The sequence below is a fragment of the Pseudomonas segetis genome (assembly GCF_900188155.1).
In the GTDB taxonomy this organism is placed as follows: domain Bacteria; phylum Pseudomonadota; class Gammaproteobacteria; order Pseudomonadales; family Pseudomonadaceae; genus Aquipseudomonas; species Aquipseudomonas segetis.
Genome location: NZ_FZOG01000001.1, coordinates 77,702 through 100,666, shown reverse-complemented (window position 1 = coordinate 100,666; position 22,965 = coordinate 77,702). Strand labels below are relative to the sequence as shown.

The 22,965-nt window shown below is 58.7% G+C and carries 20 protein-coding genes and 1 riboswitch; of the genes, 18 read left to right on the top strand and 2 right to left on the bottom strand.

The features are described 5' to 3' along the window. From CHB79_RS00505 to CHB79_RS00495, 3 genes are all read left to right on the top strand, one after another. A complete protein-coding gene (locus tag CHB79_RS00505) occupies positions 1–1,506 on the top strand; it encodes a tripartite tricarboxylate transporter permease (protein ID WP_089358555.1) in 1,506 nt (501 codons plus the stop codon). Further along, entirely contained in the window at positions 1,499–2,530 is a 1,032-nt protein-coding gene (locus CHB79_RS00500) for an AbrB family transcriptional regulator (RefSeq protein WP_176443112.1), read from the top strand. Before CHB79_RS00505 ends, CHB79_RS00500 begins: the two co-directional genes overlap by 8 nt. A 153-nt stretch (positions 2,531–2,683) precedes the next feature. Then, positions 2,684–3,544 carry a DUF6279 family lipoprotein gene (locus CHB79_RS00495; protein WP_089358554.1) on the top strand — a complete coding sequence of 287 codons (861 nt, stop codon included), beginning with the start codon at positions 2,684–2,686 and terminating at the stop codon, positions 3,542–3,544. A gap of 14 nt (positions 3,545–3,558) precedes the next feature. Here CHB79_RS00495 and ung read toward each other — a convergent pair whose 3' ends face one another. Beyond that, entirely contained in the window at positions 3,559–4,266 is a 708-nt protein-coding gene (gene ung / locus CHB79_RS00490) for a uracil-DNA glycosylase (protein WP_010484381.1), read from the bottom strand. A gap of 177 nt (positions 4,267–4,443) precedes the next feature. Here ung and CHB79_RS00485 point away from each other — a divergent pair, with 177 nt between their 5' ends. Next, positions 4,444–4,902: a PaaI family thioesterase gene (locus CHB79_RS00485; RefSeq protein WP_010484379.1), complete on the top strand. Its 459-nt coding sequence runs from the start codon at positions 4,444–4,446 to the stop codon at positions 4,900–4,902. A 10-nt stretch (positions 4,903–4,912) separates the two neighbouring features. On the opposite strand, the gene CHB79_RS00480 is transcribed toward CHB79_RS00485, so the two are convergent. Next, complete coding sequence (locus CHB79_RS00480; protein WP_010484377.1) at positions 4,913–5,794, bottom strand: AraC family transcriptional regulator; 882 nt, start codon at positions 5,792–5,794, stop codon at positions 4,913–4,915. Positions 5,795–5,967: 173 nt separating this feature from the next. Between CHB79_RS00480 and CHB79_RS00475 the strand changes: the two genes are divergently transcribed. From CHB79_RS00475 to CHB79_RS00410, 14 genes are all read left to right on the top strand, one after another. Further along, complete coding sequence (locus CHB79_RS00475) at positions 5,968–7,461, top strand: CoA-acylating methylmalonate-semialdehyde dehydrogenase (RefSeq protein WP_089359169.1); 1,494 nt, start codon at positions 5,968–5,970, stop codon at positions 7,459–7,461. A gap of 79 nt (positions 7,462–7,540) precedes the next feature. Continuing rightward, positions 7,541–8,704, top strand: coding sequence for an isobutyryl-CoA dehydrogenase (locus CHB79_RS00470; protein WP_089358553.1), 1,164 nt, complete (start codon positions 7,541–7,543; stop codon positions 8,702–8,704). 30 nt (positions 8,705–8,734) lie between these two features. Beyond that, the gene (locus CHB79_RS00465) at positions 8,735–9,553 is read left to right on the top strand and encodes an enoyl-CoA hydratase (protein ID WP_010484371.1); all 819 of its coding nucleotides are present in this window, start codon (positions 8,735–8,737) and stop codon (positions 9,551–9,553) included. A 48-nt stretch (positions 9,554–9,601) separates the two neighbouring features. Further along, positions 9,602–10,705, top strand: coding sequence for an enoyl-CoA hydratase/isomerase family protein (locus CHB79_RS00460; protein WP_089358552.1), 1,104 nt, complete (start codon positions 9,602–9,604; stop codon positions 10,703–10,705). Positions 10,706–10,736: 31 nt separating this feature from the next. Then, on the top strand, positions 10,737–11,621 hold the full coding sequence (gene mmsB / locus CHB79_RS00455) for a 3-hydroxyisobutyrate dehydrogenase (RefSeq protein WP_089358551.1): 885 nt from the start codon (positions 10,737–10,739) through the stop codon (positions 11,619–11,621). A 106-nt stretch (positions 11,622–11,727) separates the two neighbouring features. Then, the gene (locus tag CHB79_RS00450; RefSeq protein WP_176443111.1) at positions 11,728–12,366 is read left to right on the top strand and encodes a potassium channel family protein; all 639 of its coding nucleotides are present in this window, start codon (positions 11,728–11,730) and stop codon (positions 12,364–12,366) included. Positions 12,367–12,560: 194 nt separating this feature from the next. After that, positions 12,561–12,666: riboswitch (guanidine-I (ykkC/yxkD leader) on the top strand. A gap of 63 nt (positions 12,667–12,729) precedes the next feature. Next, a complete protein-coding gene (locus CHB79_RS00445) occupies positions 12,730–13,797 on the top strand; it encodes a putative urea ABC transporter substrate-binding protein (protein WP_089358549.1) in 1,068 nt (355 codons plus the stop codon). Positions 13,798–13,867: 70 nt separating this feature from the next. Next, complete coding sequence (locus tag CHB79_RS00440; protein WP_089358548.1) at positions 13,868–14,683, top strand: ABC transporter permease; 816 nt, start codon at positions 13,868–13,870, stop codon at positions 14,681–14,683. Further along, complete coding sequence (locus CHB79_RS00435) at positions 14,680–15,489, top strand: ABC transporter ATP-binding protein (protein ID WP_089358547.1); 810 nt, start codon at positions 14,680–14,682, stop codon at positions 15,487–15,489. Before CHB79_RS00440 ends, CHB79_RS00435 begins: the two co-directional genes overlap by 4 nt. A 10-nt stretch (positions 15,490–15,499) precedes the next feature. Then, on the top strand, positions 15,500–16,228 hold the full coding sequence (locus tag CHB79_RS00430; protein WP_089358546.1) for an urea amidolyase associated protein UAAP1: 729 nt from the start codon (positions 15,500–15,502) through the stop codon (positions 16,226–16,228). A 10-nt stretch (positions 16,229–16,238) separates the two neighbouring features. Then, positions 16,239–16,889, top strand: a complete 651-nt coding sequence (locus CHB79_RS00425; RefSeq protein ID WP_089358545.1) for an urea amidolyase associated protein UAAP2 — start codon at positions 16,239–16,241, stop codon at positions 16,887–16,889. 198 nt (positions 16,890–17,087) lie between these two features. Then, positions 17,088–20,711 carry an urea carboxylase gene (uca, locus tag CHB79_RS00420; RefSeq protein WP_089358544.1) on the top strand — a complete coding sequence of 1,208 codons (3,624 nt, stop codon included), beginning with the start codon at positions 17,088–17,090 and terminating at the stop codon, positions 20,709–20,711. Positions 20,712–20,793: 82 nt separating this feature from the next. Continuing rightward, the gene (atzF, locus tag CHB79_RS00415; protein WP_089359168.1) at positions 20,794–22,596 is read left to right on the top strand and encodes an allophanate hydrolase; all 1,803 of its coding nucleotides are present in this window, start codon (positions 20,794–20,796) and stop codon (positions 22,594–22,596) included. A 135-nt stretch (positions 22,597–22,731) separates the two neighbouring features. Continuing rightward, positions 22,732–22,962 (top strand): cysteine-rich CWC family protein, encoded by a 231-nt coding sequence (locus CHB79_RS00410; RefSeq protein WP_010484354.1) that lies wholly within the window; start codon positions 22,732–22,734, stop codon positions 22,960–22,962. Positions 22,963–22,965 lie beyond the last annotated feature (3 nt).

Below are 22,965 nucleotides of genomic sequence, written 5' to 3'. Positions count from 1 at the left end.
ATGGAAACGCTAACTTATTTATTGCAAGGCTTCGATGTCGCCACCCGCCCGGCAAACCTGTTGGTTGCGCTGTTCGGTGCTTTCGTCGGCACCATTGTTGGCTTGCTGCCGGGCCTTGGCCCGATTAACGGTGTAGCACTGCTGCTGCCCTTGGCATTCGCGTTGGGCTTACCTCCCGAAACAGCACTGATCCTGCTGGCGGCGGTGTATCTGGGCTGTGAGTACGGCGGCCGTATTTCGGCAATTCTGCTCAATGTGCCGGGCGATGCTGCAGCGGTAATGACCACCCTCGATGGCTATCCATTGGCGCGTCAGGGTAAAGCGGGCATTGCCCTGTCGCTATCGGCGGTCAGCTCGTTCATCGGCAGCATTATCGCCACCTGCGGCGTGGTGTTGTTTGCCCCGCTATTGGCCAAGTGGGCCGTAGCATTTGGCCCTGCCGAATACTTTGTGCTGATGATTTTCGCCATTGCCTGCCTCGGCGGCATGGTTGGCGACAAACCGGTAAAAACCCTGATGGCCGCGCTGATTGGCCTGGCGCTTGCCACAGTCGGAGTGGACTCGACCACGGGTGTCTACCGTTTTACCTTCGGCAGCGTCAGTCTTTCGGACGGTATCCAGTTTGTCATAGTGGTGATCGGGTTCTTCAGCGTCAGTGAAGTGCTCTTGATGCTGGAAAAGACCCACAACGGTCAAAAAGCGGTCAAGGCCAGCGGCCGCCTGTTGTTCAACTTCAAAGAGTTCTGCTTCACCTTCTGGACCATGGTGCGCAGTGCCGTCGCCGGTTTTGTCATCGGCACCCTGCCTGGGGCCGGCGCAACCATTGCCAGCGCCATGACCTACATGACTGAAAAGCGCATGGCAGGTAACAGCGGCAAATTCGGTGAAGGCGACCTGCGTGGTCTGGCAGCGCCAGAAGCCGCCAACAACGCATCAGCTTGCGGCTCGCTGATCCCGATGTTGACCCTGGGTGTTCCAGGTTCTGGCACCACGGCAGTGATGATCGGCGCACTGACCCTGTACAACATCACGCCGGGTCCATTGCTGTTTGAACAGCAGCCCGATGTGGTCTGGGGCCTGATTGCTTCGCTGTTCATCGGCAACGTGATCCTGCTGGTGATGAACATCCCGCTGGTTGGCCTGTTCTCCCGCATGCTCAGCGTGCCGAACTGGGTACTGGTACCGGCAATCACCGTGATCAGCATGGTCGGTGTATATGCCGTACACAGCACCACGTTCGACCTGGTGCTGATGATCTTGCTCGGTGTGTTCGGCTACATCTTGCGCAAGCTCGACTTCCCGCTCTCGGCGGTGATTCTCGGCTTCGTGCTGGGCGAACTCATGGAAGACAACCTGCGCCGCGCCTTGTCCATTTCGGCGGGCGACCTGGGCATCCTCTGGTCCAGCCCTATCACGCTGATCCTCTGGGCGCTGGTGGTGTTGATGCTTTCGCTGCCGGGCTTGCGCTGGTGGCGGGCGCGCAAAGCACGTATCGCACATGCCTAAGCTGCCCTTCCTGGCACGCCTGCCTAGCTGGTGGGCGACGCCACTGATCGGTGCGGTCGGTGGTTATTTGGCCAGCCTTGTCGGCTGGCCTTTGCCCTGGATCATTGGCTCACTGCTAGCGGTCATAATCGCCCGCTGCAGTGGCTGGCTGGTGACCGAAGTCCCTTCGGGTCGCAAAGCCGGACAATGGATAGTCTCCAGCGCCATCGGCCTGCACTTCACCAGTGAAGTCATGGGCCAACTGCATGATCATTTCGGAGTCATCCTCGCTGGTGCATTCGGCACCTTGCTCCTGAGCCTGATCGGCATTGCAGTATTGCGCCGATCAGGGGTTGATCGCGCCACTGCATTTTTTTCCAGCATGCCGGGCGGTGCCAGCGAGATGGTTAATTTCGCCCAACGGCACAATGCCCAGACCGCCCGCGTTGCCGCAGCCCACAGCATGCGCCTGTTGCTGGTGGTATTGATTGTTCCGGCACTTTTTACCTGGAGCCTGCCGCCCATGGAGCGCCCTGCTCCAGCTCCCGTTGATTGGGTGTGGCTCGCAATACTGATGCCCGCTGGTGCGCTGCTTGCGCTTATCTGGGGCAAGCTCAAGCAACCCAACCCCTGGATGCTAGGCCCACTGACTGCCTGCGCCATTGCGGCCTGCACCTTTGACCTGCACATCGGTCTGCCGCCTGGCATGGGTCAAATCGGCCAATGGCTGATTGGCTGTGCACTGGGCTGTCACTTTGATCGCGCCTTTTTCCGTAGTGCTCCAGGCTTCTTGCTGCGCATCCTGCTGTTCACCTTGCTGGCGATGATCACCGCTGTATTGCTGGCCAAGGGCTTGGGCCTGATTGCCGGACAAGATCCAACCTCGTTGATGCTTGGGATGATGCCGGGCGGTATTACTGAACTCTGCCTCACCGCTGAGGCCTTACAACTGTCGGTGGCCTTGGTGACCGCGCTGCAAGTGTTGCGCTTGTTCATGGTGATGTTCTTGGCTGAACCCTTGTTCAAGGTTTGGCAAAAAACTTGAACAGGCTCCAAGCGCAACAATGACCACGTTTAACCCGCCCTATGTGCGGGTTCTTTTTTACTGAAGATGTCAGGAACACAGTCGGTCTGTACAAGCTGTCATAAGCTTGATGTCAGATGGTGTCTGAGGCAGTACGAGACAGAGGCAGGTTAAATGATACGACTCAAAGCACTGGCCGGCGCAACGTTGCTCTGCATTACCCTAAGCGCATGCAGCATGGTCGGGTTCTCGTACAAGCATATGGACTGGTGGTTGATGTGGAAGATTGATGACGCCCTCAATCTCACGTCCGAGCAAAAAGACCTGCTCGAACCCCAGCTGCATACTCTGTTGAACTGGCACTGCAGCGCGGAATTACCCAACGCCATCAGTTGGCTTGAGCAAAACCAGCTGTTGCTTGAGCAATCCACACCCAGCAGCGAAGCCATCCGTGCGCAGATCGATCAGGTCGACACTGCCTTCAAGCGGATTGCCCGGCAGGTCACACCAACGGCTACGCAACTGCTTGGCGGCTTGTCCGACCAGCAGGTTACCCATTTGTATGCATTCCTGAAGGAGCAAAACCAGGAAGACCGGGAAGAGTTTCTCGATCCGCCGCTTGCCACCCAGATAACTGAGCGCAGCACACGCATGCAGGAGCGCCTTGAACCCTGGTTTGGCCAGTTGAGCGCATCACAGATAAAACGCATCGACAGCTGGTCCGCCGACCTCGGCGAGCAGAACCGTATCTGGCTGGAAAACCGCGAAGCCTGGCAAAGCGCACTGCGCAGCGCGCTGAAGATCCGTAACACACAAGCCTTTGCGGCGCGGCTACGGCCCTTGATTGAGTCCCGCGAGGACTTCTACACAAAAGACTACAAGCAGGCCAACCCCAAGGCGCAAATGGCACTGGCTGCTCTGCTTGGCGATCTGGTTGGTCAGGCCTCTGAGGAACAACATGAGCAGATCAGCAAGCGACTGGACAAGTTGCAAGCGCAACTGGCGCAGCAAGTCTGTATTCCTGCAGCGCCATAACCTGTCGCACCGGTTCAGCCCAGGGCCTGGACCGTTGTCGGCAACTTCCAGTTGATCCCTTGCAACCCGTGCTGCTCAAGGAATTTATTGGCGCGGGTGAAGTGACCATTGCCGATAAAACCGCGATAGGCCGATAAGGGCGAAGGGTGCACGGAGCGCAAGACCAGATGTTTGGTGCTATCAATCAGTTTCTCTTTGCTCTGCGCATGAGCGCCCCACAGCATAAACACCACGTGCTGCTGATGGCTGCTAACCGTCTCAATCACCTTGTCGGTAAAGAACTGCCAGCCTTTCTTGGCGTGGGAGCCCGCATTGGCACGCTCCACTGTGAGTGAGGTGTTGAGCAACAACACGCCCTGCTCGGCCCAGGATTGAAGGTAACCGTGTTGAGCAATATCGATATTCAAGTCGCGCTTGAGTTCTTTATAGATGTTGACCAAGGAAGGCGGCGTGGCGACGCCTGGCTGCACCGAGAAGCACATGCCATGCGCCTGCCCCGGCCCATGGTAGGGGTCCTGACCAATAATGACCACTTTGACCTGATCCAGCGGCGTCGAATTGAATGCACTGAAGATCATCGACCCCGGCGGGTATATTTCTTTGCCTGCCGCTTTTTCGGCGCGTAAAAACTCACCCAGTTGCTTCATATAAGGCTGTTCAAACTCATTACTCAACGCCGCTTTCCAGCCAGCCTCAAGTTTGATGCGATCACTTGCGCTCATAGGTGCCTTGACGCTCATCAAGAATAAAAAACAAGGCGCAGCCCAGGGTTGCTGCGGTTGCGCCAACTGGCGAAATGGTAACAGACCTATTGATTGGCCTGCATCACAGCCTTGGATACAGCTTGTAGGCCGCCACCAGGCGGCCAACACTGAAAATCCATCGCCGAGGATACGCCCATGCACAACTCAACCGAGATAGATGCCGTATCAGAACTGCCAGGGCCGCCTGCCGAACCCCGTATCAGCCGTGAACAGCTTGAGCAGGCGCTGGAGAAATCCCCTTTCGCCCAACTCATCGGTTTCAGCCTGACCCACTACAGCGCCGGTTCGATTGAAATGGAGGTGGTTCCACGCAAGGAACTGAGCCAGCACCACGGGTACGTCCATGGTGCGGTGATAGGTTTTATGATCGACAGTGCCTGCGCCTGGGCGGCGGCTTCAATGGTGGGTGATGTGGTGACCAGCGAATACAAGGTCAACATGCTCGCCCCGGCGCTAGGCGAGAAATTGATTTGCCGCAGTGATGTGATCAAGGCAGGGAAACGCCAGGTGGTGACGCGAGCAGATGTTTTTGCCGTACGCGATGGCCAGCAGAAGATAGTTGCCACCGGACTGGCCACCATTGCCCGCGTCTAGGCTGAACAGGTCACCCCTGATGCAGCGCGCGGTAATGACTGGGCGCCATGCCGACCACTTTGCGAAACAGGCGCGAGAAGTAATACACATCCTCATAGCCAAGCTGCTCGGCGACCTGGCGAATCCCCTGTTCGCCCTCGTCGAGCAGGCGGCAAGCGTGAGCCATTTTCAGTTGGATGAAATCCTCGATCGGTGCTTGCCCGGTCAGCGCCCGGTAGGTCTTGGCAAAGTGAAAACGGGACAGCTTGAACTGCGCAGCCAGCTCATCAAGACTCAAGCTGCCATGCAGGTGCGCGCGCATCACCGCTTGCACCGCATCGACATCCAGCACCCGGCCAGACTTCAACTTGACCCGCGCCGGCAACACCGCAAGCGAAGCCAGCAATGCCTGAAGCTGATGCGCCGCATAGATAAAGTGACGCAGGCCCAATCCCTGCTTGCGCAAGTTGAGCAATGCATCGAGCTCGGCCAGCAGCCGGGGTTGAACACCGATTCGCAACAGCGGCCCCTTGCCCAGCGGGCGCAAGAAGTCACCGACCAACTCGCCATCAAAATGAATCCAGTAGATACTCCAGGGCCTGGCATTGTCGGCGCCATAGGCATGGGCCTGGTCCTTGGGCAGAAGTAGCAAATCACCGCCAGCCACATCCAATCGTCCATCAGGTGTTTCAAGCCAGCCCTGCCCGGAGCGACAGTAGATCAACAAATAGTCCTCCGGCGCCGAGCGCTGCATACGATGATTAAGCGCATTGGGATAGAAACCCAAGGCCAGGGGATAACAGCCTTGGGTCAATGTATTTCGGGCCATAACCCGGCGCAGGCGCGGCGGTGTGATAAAGCGCAAGCCATTGGCGGGCAACGGCCAACTGGAAGTTTCGACTTGGCTGCTCATTGGCTATTGTCCATTGCTAGCGAATGCGTAAGGCCAAGATAGTCCATCTACCTGACAAGATCGTCAATCCACAAGTCTCGGCACAAGCGCTATAACAAGCTGAAAATAACAATCAGACCCAACCAGGCGTGCTGAAAATCACGCACAAGGTTGAGGTTTTCAGCGGAGGCAAAATGTCCAAGACAATTCCCCAGTTGATCGAAGGCCAGTGGCGGCAAAGCCGCAGCAGTGAGTTTATCGAAGTCACTGACCCTGCAACCCAGGAGGTGCTGGCGCTTGCTCCAAAGGCCACCGCTGAAGAAATCGAAACCGCAATCGCCAGCGCCAAGGCAGCCTTCCTGACCTGGCGTGAAGTGCCTGTGCCAGAGCGCGCACGGGTCATGTTGCGTTACCAGCATCTGCTCAAGGAACATCACGACGAACTTGCCGAAATTCTTGCCCAGGAAACCGGCAAGATCTTTGCCGACGCCAAAGGTGATGTCTGGCGCGGGATCGAGGTGGTCGAACAAGCTGCCAATATATCCAGCCTGATGATGGGCGAAACCGCCGAGAATGTTGCCCGCGATATCGACACCTCCAGCTGGATCCAACCGCTGGGCGTTTGTGTCGGCATTACTCCCTTCAATTTTCCGGCGATGATTCCGTTGTGGATGTTTCCGCTGGCCATTGCCGCGGGCAACAGCTTCATCCTCAAGCCTTCCGAGCAGGATCCACTGACGCCCAACCGCCTGGCCGAACTGTTTATCGAAGCGGGTGCGCCCAAAGGTGTGCTGCAAGTGCTGCATGGCGCCCGCGAAGTGGTCGACAGCTTGTTGACCCACCCGGATGTACGCGCCGTCTCATTCGTCGGTTCAGTACCCGTTGGCCAACATGTGTATCGCACCGGCACCGCACACCTGAAGCGAGTGCAAGCCTTCGCCGGAGCGAAAAACCATATGGTAATCATGCCTGACGCCAACAAGGATCAGGTCTTGAGCAACCTGGTCGGTGCCAGCTGCGGCGCCGCCGGTCAGCGCTGCATGGCCATCAGCGTGGCGGTGTTCGTTGGCGAATCGAAACAGTGGATTGATGAGTTGCGTGCACAAATGGCCGAGCTCAAGCCCGGTTACTGGAATGATGCCTCTGCTGCCTATGGCCCGCTGATCAACCAGCAAGCCAAGCAACGAGTCCTGCGCCTGATCGCCGAAGGCAAGGCCGAAGGCGCCGAGTGCTTGCTTGATGGTTCGCAGTGCCAGGTTGAAGGCTACCCCAACGGTAACTGGGTTGGGCCGACCCTGTTCAGCGGCGTGACCCAGAAGATGGCGCTGTACCGTGAAGAAATCTTTGGCCCGGTGCTGGTGTGCATGCAGGTCGATACGCTGGAGGAAGCCATTGAGCTGGTCAACGCCAGTCCATACGGCAATGGCACCTCGATCTTCACCCGCTCCGGCGGCGCGGCGCGACGTTACCAGCATGAAGTTGAAGTGGGTCAGGTCGGGATCAACGTCCCGGTACCGGTGCCGCTGCCGTTTTTCTCCTTTACCGGTTGGAAAGGCTCGTTCTACGGCGACCTGCACGCTTATGGTAAGCAGGGCGTGCGCTTTTTCACCGAGACCAAGACAGTCACCAGCCGCTGGTTTGATGAAGACTCAGTAGCCAGCCATAACATGACGATCCAACTGAAATAACTCGCAGCGGGTGATTGAGCCTGGACAGGACATACACCCGCCTTAACCGCATGTTTTGAGGCTGCGAAAGGGACGAGCCATGGATTTTGAGTTAAGTGACGAGCAGCGTTTACTGGTCGATAGCGCACAGGCTTTTGCGCGCAAGGAGCTGGCCCCCCATGCCGCAGACTGGGATCGTGACCATCACTTCCCACTGGATGTCATACGCCGCGCGGCAGAGCAAGGTTTTCTCGGCCTGTACATTGATGAAGACAACGGTGGGCTTGGCCTGTCGCGCCTGTCATCGGCGCTGATATTCGAACAGCTTGCAACCGGATGCGTGGCCACCACTGCGTTTATCAGCATTCATAACATGGCCGCCTGGATGCTCGCCTCCTTTGCCGACCAGGCGTTGAAGGACCGCTGGCTCCCCGGGTTGATCAGCGGTGAGTTGCTGGCATCCTATTGCTTGACCGAGCCTGATGCTGGCTCCGATGCCGCCAATCTGCGCACCCGCGCCAGGCTCGACGGCGATTCCTATGTACTCGATGGCAGCAAGTGCTTTATCTCCGGCGCCGGTGCCACCGAGGTGCTTATCGTCATGGCGCGTACCGGTGCAGAAGGTGCCAAGGGCATTTCGTGCTTTTTGGTCCCGGCCGATACCGACGGCATCACCTACGGACGCAATGAATTGAAAATGGGCTGGTGCGCCCAACCCACTCGCACCATCACCTTTGCCAATGTTCGCATTCCTGCAGGCAATCGCATCGGCCCCGAAGGCCAGGGATTTGTCTATGCCATGAAAGGCCTCGATGGCGGGCGTATCAACATTGCCAGTTGCTCGCTCGGTGCCGCACAGGCAGCGCTCGAACAATCCCTGGGCTATGTTGAACAGCGCAAGCAATTTGGCCAGCAGTTGAGCGATTTCCAATCGGTGCAATTCAAATTGGCGGATATGCTCACCGACCTCACCGCCAGCCGGCAAATGGTGCGCATGGCCGCCGCCAAGCTGGATACCCGGCACAGTGAAGCCAGCCTCTACTGCGCAATGGCCAAGCGCTTTGCCACCGACCACTGCTTCACCCTCTGTAACGAAGCGCTGCAAATTCATGGCGGCTATGGTTATCTAAACGACTATCCATTGGAGCGATGGGTGCGCGACAGCCGCGTGCACCAGATACTCGAAGGCAGCAATGAAATCATGCGCCTGATCATCGCCCGCCGGCTTTTGCAGCAAGATGGCATGCTGGATCGGCTGCTGTAAGACAAACAAGGTTCCTAATCAGGAGTTTTCATGACCACCGCAATAGAAGCCTACAACCCAAGCGCCTTTGACCTGACCCACAAGCTCACGGTCGAAAAGCACGCTCACACCGCCCTGATCACCATCAACCATCCACCCGCCAATACCTGGGATCGCGAATCCCTGATTGGCCTGAAACAACTGGTTGAACACCTTAACCGCGACGATGATATCTATGCACTGGTGATCACCGGCCAAGGCGGCAAGTTCTTCTCTGCGGGCGCCGACCTCAAGCTGTTTGCCGATGGCGACAAAGCCCGCGCCCGTGAAATGGCCCGCTTGTTTGGCCAGGCATTCGAAGCCTTGCGTGACTTTCGTGGCGTGTCGATTGCCGCCATTAACGGCTTTGCCATGGGTGGCGGCCTTGAGTGCGCGCTGGCCTGCGACATTCGCATCGCCGAACAGCAAGCCCTTATGGCACTGCCGGAGGCAACCGTTGGCCTGCTGCCCTGCGCTGGCGGCACCCAGGCATTGCCTTGGCTGGTGGGTGAAGGTTGGGCCAAGCGCATGATTCTCTGCGGCGAGCGCGTCGATGCCAATACGGCGCTGCGCATTGGCCTGGTCGAGCAAGTGGTCGAAGCCGGTGAAGCGCGCAATCACGCCCTGCTCCTGGCCTCCAAGGTTGCCCGCCAGAGCCCGGTTGCAGTGCGCACCATCAAGCCCCTGTTGCAAGGCGCGCGCGAGCGCAACCCAAATAGCTGGCTCCCAGAAGAACGCGAGCGGTTTGTCGACCTGTTCAATGCCGATGACACCCGCGAAGGGGTGAATGCATTTCTCGAGAAACGCGAGCCGCAGTGGCGTAACCGTTAAGGCGTGGCTGGAAACTGATCCAGCCCTGATAAGCATAATGGATAACCGATGAACGTAACTTTTGAAGAGTTTCCCAGCCTGCACGGCGTCAGTATTGGGGTGGCGACCCTGGATGCAGAGAAGAGCCTGAATGCACTGACGCTGCCGATGATTGAAGCGCTCGACAGCCAATTCGCCGCGTGGGCAGATGACCCGCAAATCGCCTGCGTCATGCTGCGCGGCAATGGTCCAAAAGCCTTTTGCGCCGGTGGTGATGTGGTGCAACTGGTCGAGGAATGCCGCGCGCATCCCAACCAGGTACCGCCACTGGCAAGGCGTTTTTTTGCCGATGAATACCGCCTCGACTACCGCATCCACACCTTCCCCAAACCCTTTATCTGCTGGGCCCATGGCCATGTTCTGGGCGGTGGCATGGGCCTGATGCAAGGCGCCAGCACGCGAATCGTTACGCCTTCGAGTCGCTTGGGCATGCCTGAAATCAACATCGGCTTGTACCCCGACGTTGGCGGCAGCTGGTTCCTGGCGAGAATGCCAGGGGCGCTTGGCTTGTTCTTTGGCCTGACCGCCAGCGGCATGAATGCGCGCGATGCCCTGGACCTGGATCTGGCTGATCGCTTTTTGCTCGATAGCCAACAGGACGCATTGCTTGATGGCCTGATCCAGCTCAACTGGCAAATCCAGCCTGAAACCCAATTGCACAGCCTGCTCAAAGCCCTTGAACAACAAGCCATTGCTGAAATGCCCGAGGCACAGTGGCTGCCGCGACGCTCGCGCATTGACCAGCTACTCGACCAGGCCGACTTACCCAGCGCCTACAACGCATTGCTCGCGCTGCAAAACGATGACGACAAGTTGCTGGCCCGCGCAGCCAAAACCCTGGCGGGCGGTTGCCCACTGACGGCGTATCTGGTCTGGGAGCAGATTGCCCGCGCCAGGCACCTGTCGCTGGCCGAGGTGTTTCGCATGGAGTACGCCATGAGCCTCAATTGCTGTCGTCACCCGGAATTCCCTGAAGGCGTACGTGCCCGCCTGATCGACAAGGATCAAGCGCCCAAATGGCACTGGCCGGACATCGCCAGCATCAGCCCGGAAACCCTCGCCGCGCACTTTGAACCGGTCTGGCAAGGCGACCACCCGCTGGCCGACCTGTAGAAGTTGTACTTAACAGATAAGGAAAATAACAATGACAACTATCGCCTTTATCGGTCTGGGTAATATGGGCCTGCCAATGGCCCGCAACCTGCTCCGCGCAGGGCATGCCTTGCGCGTCTTCGACTTGCTTGAAGCATCCGTTGCTGAGCTTGCCGGAGAAGGTGCGACAGCTGCCAAAAGCGCGCATGACGCCGTGCAGGGCGCAGAAATCGTCGTCAGCATGCTGCCCGCCAGTCGTCACGTCGAGGGCTTGTACCTGGGCGAGTCGGGCCTGTTTGGCAGCCTGCAACCCGGCACCCTGGTGCTGGAGTGTTCCACCATTGCCCCTGAGTCTGCGCGCAAGGTGCACCAGGCTGCCGCTGAGCGGAATATCCCTCTGCTGGATGCGCCGGTTTCTGGCGGCACGGCGGGCGCGGCGGCGGGCACGCTGACATTCATGATTGGCGGTAAAGTCGAGCATCTTGAACAGGCACGACCGATCTTCGAGTTGATGGGCAAGAATATTTTCCATGCCGGCCCCGACGGAGCCGGCCAAGTGGCCAAGGTGTGCAACAACCAGGTCTTGGCGGTGCAGATGATCGCCACAGCGGAAGCCATGGCAATGGGCGTTGCCAACGGCCTGGACCCGGCAACGCTGGCCGAGATCATGCGCCAGAGTTCAGGGGGGAACTGGACGCTGGAAAAATACAATCCCTGGCCAGGCGTCATGGCCAATGTTCCGGCCAGCAAAGGCTACAGTGGCGGCTTCATGGCTGAATTAATGACCAAGGACCTGGGCCTTGCTCAGGAAACGGCGCAACACTTTGGCAACAGTGCGCCAATGGGTGCCCTGGCCTTGCAGCTCTACCGCATGCTGCTCAAGCAAGGCAAAGGCAAGCAGGACTTCTCGGTGATCCAGCAGCTGTTTATCGATTAAGTGCAATTGGACAAGCGCTGTACTTGACCAACAGGGCTCGTCCATAAATATCCTTATATACTGTATGACTAATTTGGCTCAGTCAGACTTTCATAGGGATTTTTCAGTGATCAACGCTTTTTTGCTGCGCTACCGATTTCGCCTGTTGTTTGCCAGTAGCGTCTTGCTCACCAGCGTCAGCGGTTGGCCGGCGCCAAATCTTGCCTTGAAGTGGACGGCCTTTTCGCTCTTGGTGTTATCCGCCATGAACACCCTGCGCCACAAAGGCGTACTGCTGAGAATTGCGCTGGCTTTGGGCATAGTGAACCTGAGCTTGTTTTTCCTGGAAAAGTACATCGTCATGCCCGGCCCGCTCAGTGATGGCTTTGGCTTGATCGCCTTTTACATGCTGGTGGTCTATGCACTGTTCAACCGAGTCATTCACCAGCGCCCGGTCACCCAGGAACTGCTCTATGGCCTGCTCGCCCTGTACCTGCAACTGGCACTGGCCTTCGCCGCATCATTCCACGTCATCAACAGCTTTGTACCCAATGCATTCTGGAGCGAACACGGCCCCCTTGAACTGCATGACTTTGTCTACTACAGCCTGGTTACCCTGACCACCGTGGGCTATGGCGACATACATGCACTAGCCCCGGGGGCACGCCTGCTGGCCGGTGCGGAGGCCTTCGCCGGGGTGATGTTCATTGCCGTGGCCGTAGCCCGCACATTGACCCTGATGAGCGATAACGACCCAGTGGACTAGCTTGCCCCGCATCGCAGCACTCGCAGTCATAAACGCACCATTGCGATGCAAAAAGCGGCCCCTGACACAAGGTTCATTGCGCAACACCACATTCTAGAAGCCTCGTCTCAACTGGCACGATGTTCGCTTTAGCTAACTTGAAGCAGGACAACCCCGCCAGCGCCAAACGTTGCGGGGACGCGGCTGACAATTTGCAAATGGCTGACTAGGGTTCCGGCTCATCGATGGTTCGATGAGTGGCTGGTCCGAGAGTTGGCGACCTCCAGTGAGGTTACACGGCGGGATAAAAGCCCGGGAGAACGCGCCTCATTTGAGGATCCGCCGCGAACTCCTGCCCGCCCAAATTCGAACTGGAGGTTCCACATGCGTACACCCCGTCTGTTCTCCCTATTGGCTGCTGGTTTAGCGGTCGCGATCAGCATCAACGCCCCCGCAGCCCAGAAAGACAATTTCAGTGTGTGCTGGACCATCTATGCCGGCTGGATGCCTTGGGAATATGCCAAGGCACAAGGCATCGTCGATAAATGGGCGAAAAAATACGACATCAATATTGATGTGGTGCAAATCAACGATTACGTCGAGTCCATCAACCAATATACCGCCGGCCAGTTTGACGGCTGCACCATGACCAACATGGATGCGCTCACCATTCCTGCCGCCGGAGGCGTTGATTCCACCGCGCTGGTCATCGGCGATTTCTCCAATGGCAACGATGGCGTGGTGATCAAGGGCGCCAACAAAACCCTGGCTGACCTCAAAGGCATGCCCGTCAACCTGGTGGAGCTGTCGGTTTCACACTACCTGCTGGCACGCGGCCTTGAACGCGCCGACCTCAGCGAAAAAGACCTCAAGGTGGTCAACACCTCAGACGCCGATATGGTCGCGGCCTTCCAGACCGATGACGTAAAGGCTGTCACTACCTGGAACCCGCTGCTGGCCGAAATTGAGGCCACGCCCAACGTCACCAAGGTCTTTGACTCAAGCAAGATCCCGGGCGAAATCATCGATCTCATGGTGGTCAACAGCGACACCTTGAAAGACAACCCCAACTTCGGCAAGGCCCTCACGGGTGCCTGGTATGAAGTGATGGCCACCATGAGCGCCGACAGCCCTGAAGGCAAGGCCGCACGCGAAAGCATGGCCAAGGCTTCAGGCACCGACCTGGCCGGTTACGAATCACAGCTTGCCGCCACCAAAATGTTCTACAGCGCCAGCGACGCGGTGGCCTTCGCCAACAGCCCGAAATTGCCCGCAACCATGAGCAAAGTGGCCGAGTTCTCGTTCAACCATGGCCTGCTCGGTGAAGGTGCGCAATCTGCCGAAGCGGTCGGCATGAGCTTTGCCAAGGGCGTGAGCACCGGCGACAAGAGCAATATCAAGCTGCGTTTCGACCCAAGCTATATGCAAATGGCGGCAGATAACAGCCTGTAACCCATCGCAACTGCGGTTCGGCCACTGATCTGCCGAGCCGCAGAGGCGTCACCTGATACGGGATGACTTAATGCGCTTAATCAACCGCCACCCAGACAGAGCCGGTCGATTGATGCTGGTGTTGCTACCGTTCGCACTGTTGCTGTTCGCCTACTTTGTCGGATCGGCCAATCGCCTCGCGGAAAACGCCAACGACAAGTTGCTGCCCAGCGCCACGCAGATGGTGGCAGCGGTAGATCGCCTGGCGTTCACCGAAGACAAACGCAGCGGTAACTACCTGTTCTGGCAGGATACTTTATCGAGCCTGAAGCGCCTGGGTATGGGCCTTGGCATCGCTGCGCTGGTTGGCCTGTGCCTGGGTATGGCTGCAGGTACGCTGCCACTGCTCAGCGCCCCCTTATCACCCTTGCTCACGGTATTGTCGATGGTGCCACCGCTGGCGATCCTGCCGATTCTGTTCATCGTCTTTGGCTTGGGCGAGCTGTCCAAAGTGATGCTGATCGTCATTGGCATCACCCCGGTGCTGGCCCGCGACCTTGAACAACGTGCCCGTGAAATTCCCACTGAATTGCTGATCAAGGCGCAAACCCTCGGCGCCAATACCTGGACCCTGATGCTGCGTGTGGTCCTGCCCCATTTGCTGCCGCGCCTGCTGATTGCGCTGCGACTGGTACTGGGCTCGGCCTGGCTGTTCCTGATCGCAGCCGAAGCCATCGCCAGCACCGACGGGCTCGGTTACCGGATATTCCTGGTACGTCGCTACCTGGCCATGGATGTGATAGTGCCCTATGTCATCTGGATCACCCTTCTAGCCTGGCTCATGGACCTTGGGCTACGCCAGGTCGCACGCCTGGCATTCCCATGGTACGAAGGAGCCAAGGCATGACCCAGGCCCAGCACAACAACTTTATTGAAGTGACCAACGTCTGGCAGCAATACGCCGACCAAGTGGTGCTTGAGCGGCTAAACCTGTCGATCAGCGAAGGCGAGTTCTGCACCCTGGTCGGAGCCTCTGGCTGCGGCAAGTCAACCTTCCTGCGCTTGCTGCTCGGTCAGGAGCGGCCGAGCAAAGGACAAATCCTGCTTGCGGGCAAACCCTTGGCGGGCGAGCCGGATGCCAGTCGTGGCGTGGTCTTCCAGCGTTATTCGGTGTTTGCCCACCTCAGCGTGCTGGACAACGTGGCGATCGGCCTGGAGTTAGTGCAATCGCCCCTGCTCGGCCGACTGTTTGGCAATGCCAAACGTGAAGCACGCGAACAGGCTGCCGAGTTGCTGACCAAGGTCGGTTTGGGTCACGCGCTGGACAAATACCCAAGCCAACTCTCTGGCGGCATGCAACAGCGCCTGGCCATTGCCCAAGCCCTGATCATGAAGCCCCGGGTGTTGCTGCTTGATGAGCCCTTCGGTGCGCTGGACCCTGGCATTCGCAAAGATATGCACACCCTGCTGCTGGAGTTGTGGAACGAGATCAAACTCACAGTATTCATGGTCACCCACGACCTCGCCGAGGGCTTCAGCCTGGGCACTCGCCTGCTGGTGTTCGACAAGCCCCGCATTGATCCCCACGCACCTAATGCCTTTGGTGCACGCATTACCTACGACATCCCGCTCAACCCCCAGCGCCGCGCCAACCGCGCAGTGTTCGATGAGCTACCTGCGCACGTTGCCGCCAGCCTGCAACCTGCTGTCTAAGGAGTTTTTGATGACTGCCTCATTAAGCTTTCGCCCGACCCTGTACGAAGAGTTTGTCCCCGGCGGTGGCCACACCTCCTTTGTCCTCAAGCGCGGCCAACTGCTGCGGATCACCGACCTTGAAGGCAACGCCAATGCCAGCATGATACTGCTCAATGCCAACGAGAAAAGCGAACGCTTGAGCCTGCCCGATACGCTCAAAGGCCAGCACACCGCCAAGCTCACCAGCGGCCATTGCCTGTATTCGGACATGGGCCGGGTGCTGGCCGCCATCACCGCCGACACCTGCGGCTGGCACGACAGTTTTGGCGGCGTACTCAACGCCCGGGAAGTGGCCGAGAAATACGGCGAAGGCAGCTATCAAGCCTTGCGCAACGGCTTCTATCGCAATGGCGTGGATAACTTGCTGGTTGAGATGGGCAAGTGGAATCTCAACCAGCAAGACCTGCTGATGTGCCTCAACCTGTTCAGCCGGGTCAGTGTCGACCACGATGGCTGCTTCCAGTTCGAGCCGGACAACTCGCAAGCCGGCGACTACATCGAACTCTATGCACCGATGGACACCCTGGTGGTACTCACCGCGCTGCAACACCCGATGGACCCCAACCCGAACTATGCCCCAAAACCGCTAAAACTGAGCTGGCACAAGGTCGAAAGCGACGGTATCAGCGTGCTCTGCCGCACCTCGCGCGAAGAAAACGCACGCGCCTTCCATAACACTGAACGCCTTTATATCTGAGGAGCGGCCCATGTCTGAGCAGCCAAACAGCCTGATACACAGCAACAATCATCCCGAGGCCGCCGTCTTCCGTGCCCGGATTGGCGCTGGCGAACCCTTCATGACCGAAGTCAAAGCCGGACAAACCTTGCGTTTGCTCGACCTTGAAGGCAATCAGGCGGTCGATACCTTGTTCTATAGCGCGCGTAATCCGCGCGAGCGCTATGACGTGCAACGCACACTGCGCAAACAGAACCGCGTCTACCTGACCACCGGCACCGTGCTGTACTCCAACCTCGGTCAGCCAATGCTGACCATCACCGCTGACACCTGTGGCCGCCACGACACCCTCGGTGGCGCTTGTGCACAAGAAAGCAACACCGTGCGCTACGCCCTGGACAAGCGCTACATGCACAGCTGCCGCGACAACTTCCTGCGCGCGAGCCTGCACGATGGGCGCCTGAATAAAGCCGACATCAGCGCCAACATCAACTTCTTCATGAACGTGCCGGTCACGCCGCAAGGTGGCTTGACCTTTGAAGACGGTATTTCCGCAGCCGGAAAATATGTCGAGTTACGCGCCGAGATGGACATCATCGTACTGATTTCCAACTGCCCGCAGCTCAACAACCCCTGTAACGCCTACAACCCGACACCTGCCGAGGTATTGATATGGGACTGATCAACGCACGGCTGCGCCAGTGGCTGTTCAGCCTGTGTCAAAGCCGTTCAGGCCAGTGCTTGCAGCCGCCTGAAAAGCCATCGCCGACAAAGCCGCAACAGCGCGCCGAATAGAACCACATCCAACATTCAGCCGCGGACGACCGTGGCGCAGATCACTCACAGCGGGACGACCCGCTGCCCTTTCGAGGGACGCAAGATGTTCAACAAAGTATTAATTGCCAACCGTAGCGCCATTGCCTGCCGCATCCTGCGCACCTTGCGCAGCCTTGGTTGCCAAGGCGTTGCGCTGTACGCCGAAGCCGACGCCGCCAGCCTGCATATCCAACAAGCCGACGAGGCATTCAGCCTGGGCGATGGCCCCGCCGCCGACACCTATTTGCACGTCCAGAAAGTCCTGGCGATTGCCCGCGAGTCCGGGGCCACTGCGATTCACCCAGGCTATGGTTTTCTCTCTGAAAACGCCGCATTTGCTGAAGCCTGCGAGGCAGCCGGTATCGCCTTTGTCGGACCAACGCCTGAACAACTGCGGATCTTTGGCCTTAAACATACCGCCCGCGCCCTGGCCAAAGCGCAAGGCGTGCCAATGCTTGAAGGCACTGGGCTACTGGAAAATATCGAAGCAGCGCTGGGCGCAGGGGCAAGCGTCGGTTACCCGGTGATGCTTAAAAGTACGGCCGGCGGCGGTGGCATTGGCATGCGCGTTTGCCGTGATGCCGAGGAACTTGCGGATGCCTTTGAAACCGTCAAACGCCTGGGCCAGAACAATTTCAGCGATAGTGGCGTGTTTATCGAAAAATACATCGAGCATGCACGCCACCTTGAAGTGCAAATATTCGGTGACGGCCTTGGTGAAGTGCTCGCCTTTGGCGTGCGCGATTGCTCGGTGCAACGGCGCAACCAGAAAGTCATCGAGGAAACCCCTGCGCCCAACCTGCCAAGCGGCATGGACCTGGAACTGTGCGCGGCAGCGATCAAGCTGGCCAAGGCAATCAATTACCGCAGTGCCGGCACCGTGGAGTTTGTCTACGACAGCAAGGCCGAGCGCTTTTACTTTCTCGAAGTCAACACCCGTCTACAAGTCGAGCACGGCGTCACCGAGCAGGTCTGGGGTGTAGACTTGGTCGGCTGGATGATCGAACTAGCCGCTGGCGAACTGGCGCCGCTGGCACAACTGCAAGGGCAGCTCAAGCCAAGCGGCCATGCCATCCAGGCGCGTGTTTATGCCGAGGACCCGGGCCGCGACTTTCAGCCGAGCCCCGGTTTGCTGACAACGGTTGGTTTTCCCGAGGCTGATGGCAAGGCCCTGCGTATCGACACCTGGGTTGAGGCTGGCTGTGAAATCCCCGCCTACTTCGACCCGATGATCGCAAAGCTGATTTGCTGGGCACCTGAACGTGAGTCCGCACGCAGCGCGCTAGCGGATGCACTGGGCCAAACCACGCTGTATGGGGTTGAGAACAACCGCGACTATCTGCGCCAGATCCTCGGCTACGGCCCCTTTGTCGATGGCCAGCCCTGGACCCGCTGCCTTGAGGGTTTGCGCTATCAAGCCGAGACCATTGAGGTGCTCAGTGCTGGCACCCAAACCAGCGTGCAGGACTATCCCGGCCGACTCGGCTACTGGGCGGTTGGCGTCCCGCCATCAGGGCCAATGGATGATCGTGCGCTGCGGCTGGGTAACCGTCTGCTGGGTAATTCCCCCGGTGCGTCAGCATTGGAAATCACCATGGGCGGGCCAAGCCTGCGTTTTAACACGGACGCGGTGATTGCCGTGACCGGCGCGGCCATCGACTTGCAACTCGACGGTGTTGACCAGCCGCTGCACACGGCCATAAAAATCAATGCTGGCAACGTCTTGAGCATTGGCAGCATCCAGGGCAGTGGCGCGCGCAGCTACCTGTGCGTGCGCGGCGGCATTGATGTACCCGATTACCTGGGCAGCAAAAGTACCTTCACCCTCGGCCAGTTCGGCGGCCATGGTGGCCGGGCATTACGTGCAGGTGATGTCTTGCACATTGCCAAGCTAACCCAAGCCAGCTACGGCGAACGCCTGCCAGCAGCGCTGTGCTGCGAACTCCCTGCCGTGCGCGAACTCCGGGTGATTTATGGCCCCCATGGCGCACCGGAATATTTCAGCGAAGACTACATCAACACCTTTTTCAACACCGCCTGGGAGGTTCACTTCAACTCCAGTCGCACCGGCGTACGCCTGATCGGCCCGAAACCGCAATGGGTACGTGACAGCGGCGGCGAAGCGGGTTTGCATCCGTCGAATATCCATGACAACCCCTACGCCGTAGGTGCGGTCGACTTCACAGGCGACATGCCGGTAATCCTCGGCCCCGACGGCCCAAGCCTTGGGGGCTTTGTTTGCCCGGTGACCATCATCGAAGCCGACCTGTGGCAACTGGGTCAGCTCAAGGCGGGCGACAAGGTCCGCTTCACCGCTGTCGACATCAACAGCGCCCGGGCCTTGGCACAGTCACGCCTCAGTGAGCTCGACGCATTGAGTGCGCAAACCTACGCCGCATCCTTGAGCAACTGGGAGACGCCGGCCAACCCTGTCTTACTGGCCTCGCCAATTGTGCTTGACCTGGGCCAGGACGATACCCGACTGGTCGCACGGCTTTCCGGTGACACTCACTTGCTGTTGGAGATCGGCGCACCGGAACTGGACCTGGTCTTGCGCTTTCGCGCCCATGCCCTGATGCAGGCGCTGGAGAGCAAAGCACTGGCGGGCGTAATCGACCTGACGCCCGGCATTCGTTCGCTGCAAGTGCACTATCAGCCCGAGACGCTGAGCCTTGATGACTTGCTGGCGATTGTCGCCGGTGAATGGGACGCCGTCTGTGCCAGCCAAAACCTGACAGTGCCTTCGCGGATTGTCCATTTGCCATTGTCCTGGGATGACCCGGCCTGCCAACTGGCAATCGAAAAATACATGACCACAGTACGCAAGGATGCGCCCTGGTGCCCAAGCAACCTGGAGTTCATCCGCCGCATCAATGATCTGGAAAATCTCGACCAGGTATACCGCACGGTATTTGAAGCCAGCTATCTGGTCATGGGCCTTGGCGACGTTTATCTCGGCGCGCCGGTAGCCACACCGCTCGACCCGCGCCACCGCCTGGTCACCACCAAGTACAACCCGGCGCGCACCTGGACGGCAGAAAACTCAGTTGGCATCGGCGGGGCTTACATGTGCGTCTATGGCATGGAAGGCCCGGGAGGGTATCAATTTGTCGGGCGCACATTGCAGATGTGGAATCGCTATCGCGAGGTGGCTGCATTCCAGGGCAAACCCTGGCTGCTGAGGTTCTTCGACCAAATCCGCTTCTATCCGGTCAGACCTGAGGAACTGCTGAAAATTCGTCGCGACTTCCCCTTGGGGCGCTTCGACCTGAGCATCGAGCACAGCCAGTTGTCACTGGCTGACTACCAACAATTCCTGGCCAGCGAAGCCGACGGGATCGCTGCATTTCGCAGTCAGCAACGCAATGCCTTCGACGCCGAGCGTCAGCGCTGGATAGACAGCGGCCAGGCCCATTTTGATAGCGAAGAGGCCATTCCAGAACAGCTCGAAGAAACACCCTTGAGCGCCGGGCAACATGCGATAGAAAGTCATATTGCGGGCAACCTTTGGCAGGTTCAGGTCAGCGAAGGCAGCCGCGTCAACGCTGGCGATGTGCTGGTGATTCTCGAATCGATGAAGATGGAGATCCCATTGCTCGCTCCGCACGACGGCATCATCAAGAGCATCAGCGTACAGCCGGGGTCTGCGATTCGAGCAGGCCAGCGGGTTGCGGTGCTCGAACAGTAACCCTTAATCATTTGCGCCCGGCCCGCCAGTCAAGACCTGCAAGCAGGCCCTGGCGGGCTCACTCAGCATGGGAATTATGACGATGAAGCATCAATTTGACCTACGCCTCAGCGCCTTGGGTAGCGCCTACAAAAACCAGAGGCTGACACCGCGCCATCTCATCGCTGCTCTGCGCGAACAAGCAGTGGCGCTGAACCCTGAATTCAACCTGTTTATCCATTTGCTGACGGAGGCCGAACAGGAACCTTATCTGGCGGCGCTCGATAGCCGCTCGCCAGATGAGTTGCCGCTCTACGGCGTGCCCTTTGCGATCAAGGACAATATCGATTTAGCCGGTATTCCGACCACTGCTGCTTGCCCGGCATTTGCCTATACACCAACGCAAAGCGCCACCATTGTTGAGCAGTTAATCGCCCTGGGTGCAGTGCCCATGGGCAAAACCAATCTCGATCAATTTGCCACCGGCCTCAACGGTACACGCTCACCCTACGGCGAATGCCGTAACAGCGTACACCCGGATTATCCATCCGGCGGCTCCAGCGCAGGCTCATCACTGGCTGTCGCCCTGGGCCTCGCCAGCTTTGCCTTGGGCACCGATACTGCAGGATCAGGCCGCGTTCCGGCCGCGCTGAACAACCTGGTCGGCCTCAAAGCCAGTAAAGGGCTGATCTCGACAGCCGGAGTGGTACCCGCCTGCCGCACCCTGGATTGCGTAACCTTTTTCACCGCCTCGGCAGCGGAAGCCAGCCAGCTACTGGCCCTGACCGCAGCGCTGGACCCTCGCGACGAATACAGCCGCGCCAACCCCATGTGGAACTCGGCCAATGCCTTCGGTACTCCTCGCCCCTTCCGTTTTGGCGTGCCCAGGCAGCTTGAGTTCCTGGGTTGCAGCGAAAGCCCAGCCCTGTTTGCAGCCACCATTGAGCGGCTCCAGGCGCTGGGTGGTGAAGCGGTCGAAATCGACTTCTCGCCCTTTCTGGAGGCGGCACGCCTGCTCTATGAAGGGCCCTGGGTGGCGGAACGCTACAGCGTCGCCGGTGAATTGATCGAAGCGCAACCAGAGGCGGTCTTGCCGGTGATCCATGCCGTGCTTGCCAAAGCGCCCGGCACCACGGCGGTCGATGCCTTTCGCTCGCAGTATCGCCTGCAGGCGCTCAAGGCGATCTGCCAGCCAATCATGGACAGTGTTGACTGCGTCCTGACGCCTGCGTATCCGCGCCCGGTGACACTGGCTGAACTGCATGCCGAGCCGGTCGCGCGCAACTCGGACCTTGGCTACTACACAAACTTCATGAACATGCTCGACTATGCGGCGGTCGCCGTTCCAGCAGGTTTTATGAATAACGGCTTGCCTTGGGGCGTGACCCTGTTTGGCCGCGTGTTTACCGATCAGTACCTGCTCAGCATCGCCAATGCCTTACAGCACCAGCACAGGCTGCCGCTGTGTGGTGATCGCCCTGCAGACTGCAGCCTGCCAGTGAATCCGGCAGGCAATGACCTGGTCCGTGTTGTGGTGTGCGGCGCGCACTTGCAAGGCTTCCCCTTGAACTGGCAACTGCTCAATCGCGGTGCAAGGCTGCTTGAGGTAACGCGCAGCTCGCCTGACTATCAGCTTTATGCGCTGGCGGGCGGCCCGCCATATCGTCCCGGCATGGTACGTGTAGCAGAGGGTGGCGCGGCAATCGAGGTAGAAGTCTGGGAACTGCCGAGCAGCGAGCTGGGTTCCTTTCTCTGCGGCATCCCTGCGCCCCTTGGCCTGGGAAAAGTACAGCTGGCGGATGGCCGTTGGGAGGTTGGCTTTATCTGCGAGCCACAGGGTATCGAAGGCGCGCAGAACATTACCGAACTGGGTGGCTGGCGAGCCTATATGCAAACCAAGGCCTAGTCGGCGGCACTGCGCATGATCGACCCGCAAGCATCATGCGCAGTGCAGTGTCAGCCAACGGTTTTGCGCTACAACCAGCTGAAGCGCTTTATACTGCTGCCATCCTGGTCACTCGCTGGTTATTGATATTCAGCCATGAACAATTCCGCAAGCACTTGCCCCTTGTGCGGTCAGCTCAACCAGTGTGCGCAAGCTGGCGTGCCATCGCCGGTTGCAAGCTGCTGGTGCTTTGCCGAAAAGATCCCGCCCGAAGTGCTGGAAAAAATTCCGCCGGGTATTGACCGCCGCTGTATTTGTCCGCGTTGCGCCAAAGGCCTCGCAGCCACAGATAACAACAATAAAACGCCCCAAACCGCCCATAAGTGAGCC

Excerpts from the sequence above, each read along its gene's own strand:
- CHB79_RS00440 (WP_089358548.1), top strand. The coding sequence starts at position 13,868 with ATGCGCTTAATCAACCGCCACCCAGACAGAGCCGGTCGATTGATGCTG.
- ung (WP_010484381.1), bottom strand. The coding sequence starts at position 4,266 with ATGAGCGCAAGTGATCGCATCAAACTTGAGGCTGGCTGGAAAGCGGCG.
- CHB79_RS00445 (WP_089358549.1), top strand. The coding sequence starts at position 12,730 with ATGCGTACACCCCGTCTGTTCTCCCTATTGGCTGCTGGTTTAGCGGTC.
- CHB79_RS00480 (WP_010484377.1), bottom strand. The coding sequence starts at position 5,794 with ATGAGCAGCCAAGTCGAAACTTCCAGTTGGCCGTTGCCCGCCAATGGC.
- CHB79_RS00435 (WP_089358547.1), top strand. The coding sequence starts at position 14,680 with ATGACCCAGGCCCAGCACAACAACTTTATTGAAGTGACCAACGTCTGG.
- CHB79_RS00470 (WP_089358553.1), top strand. The coding sequence starts at position 7,541 with ATGGATTTTGAGTTAAGTGACGAGCAGCGTTTACTGGTCGATAGCGCA.
- CHB79_RS00460 (WP_089358552.1), top strand. The coding sequence starts at position 9,602 with ATGAACGTAACTTTTGAAGAGTTTCCCAGCCTGCACGGCGTCAGTATT.
- uca (WP_089358544.1), top strand. The coding sequence starts at position 17,088 with ATGTTCAACAAAGTATTAATTGCCAACCGTAGCGCCATTGCCTGCCGC.
- CHB79_RS00500 (WP_176443112.1), top strand. The coding sequence starts at position 1,499 with ATGCCTAAGCTGCCCTTCCTGGCACGCCTGCCTAGCTGGTGGGCGACG.
- atzF (WP_089359168.1), top strand. The coding sequence starts at position 20,794 with ATGAAGCATCAATTTGACCTACGCCTCAGCGCCTTGGGTAGCGCCTAC.
- CHB79_RS00505 (WP_089358555.1), top strand. The coding sequence starts at position 1 with ATGGAAACGCTAACTTATTTATTGCAAGGCTTCGATGTCGCCACCCGC.
- CHB79_RS00425 (WP_089358545.1), top strand. The coding sequence starts at position 16,239 with ATGTCTGAGCAGCCAAACAGCCTGATACACAGCAACAATCATCCCGAG.
- CHB79_RS00430 (WP_089358546.1), top strand. The coding sequence starts at position 15,500 with ATGACTGCCTCATTAAGCTTTCGCCCGACCCTGTACGAAGAGTTTGTC.
- mmsB (WP_089358551.1), top strand. The coding sequence starts at position 10,737 with ATGACAACTATCGCCTTTATCGGTCTGGGTAATATGGGCCTGCCAATG.
- CHB79_RS00495 (WP_089358554.1), top strand. The coding sequence starts at position 2,684 with ATGATACGACTCAAAGCACTGGCCGGCGCAACGTTGCTCTGCATTACC.
- CHB79_RS00475 (WP_089359169.1), top strand. The coding sequence starts at position 5,968 with ATGTCCAAGACAATTCCCCAGTTGATCGAAGGCCAGTGGCGGCAAAGC.
- CHB79_RS00485 (WP_010484379.1), top strand. The coding sequence starts at position 4,444 with ATGCACAACTCAACCGAGATAGATGCCGTATCAGAACTGCCAGGGCCG.
- CHB79_RS00465 (WP_010484371.1), top strand. The coding sequence starts at position 8,735 with ATGACCACCGCAATAGAAGCCTACAACCCAAGCGCCTTTGACCTGACC.
- CHB79_RS00410 (WP_010484354.1), top strand. The coding sequence starts at position 22,732 with ATGAACAATTCCGCAAGCACTTGCCCCTTGTGCGGTCAGCTCAACCAG.